Here is a 510-nt window from a genome sequence, read left to right as displayed (position 1 = left end):
AGGGATCGCCTTGGTAAGGCGCGTCATCAACGCCTCCATGTCACGCTTCAACTGAATGCCCTGCCCGACAGGCAGCTGCAACATCGTTGGGTTTCTAGGCTCCTCGAAATTCACCACATAACACCAGTCAGAGACATCATGCTTCGGCGTGATCTGTCGCTTTAAATAACGCAACATCATGGTTCGTTTGCCGAGCCCTGTCCGACCAATAGCATAGATGTTGTAGCCACTTCCGGGCATTGCCATCGCAAAACGCACCGCTTCTTGCGCACGCTCTTGACCAACGATTTCCTCCAAAGGCTCTAAAGACTTGGTGGAGGCACCTGAGATGCTTGACGGTACGCACTCAGCATACACATCAGAATGGATAAGTTTTTTCACTACGCAACCTTACTCAATGCTTCGAGAGTCGTCATTTTGAAGAGTAGCCTTCACTGTGCACCAAATTATCGAACGGCGCAAAACCACACCGATATTATTAAAGAACATTAAGCTATCGCCGATAAAATA

At 48.6% G+C, this 510-nt stretch carries 1 protein-coding gene; it reads right to left on the bottom strand.

Features of this window, described 5'->3' with window-relative positions; genetic code table 11:
* Window positions 1-381: Lon-like protease helical domain-containing protein (locus tag A3751_RS02395; protein ID WP_156492209.1), on the bottom strand; the 381-nt coding region annotated here is incomplete at its 3' end.
* Between the last annotated feature and the right edge of the window lie 129 nt (window positions 382-510).

The organism is Oleiphilus sp. HI0080 (genome assembly GCF_001635135.1).
The sequence above is the reverse complement of the archived record's forward strand: the minus strand, read 5'-3'. Positions and strand labels throughout refer to the sequence as shown.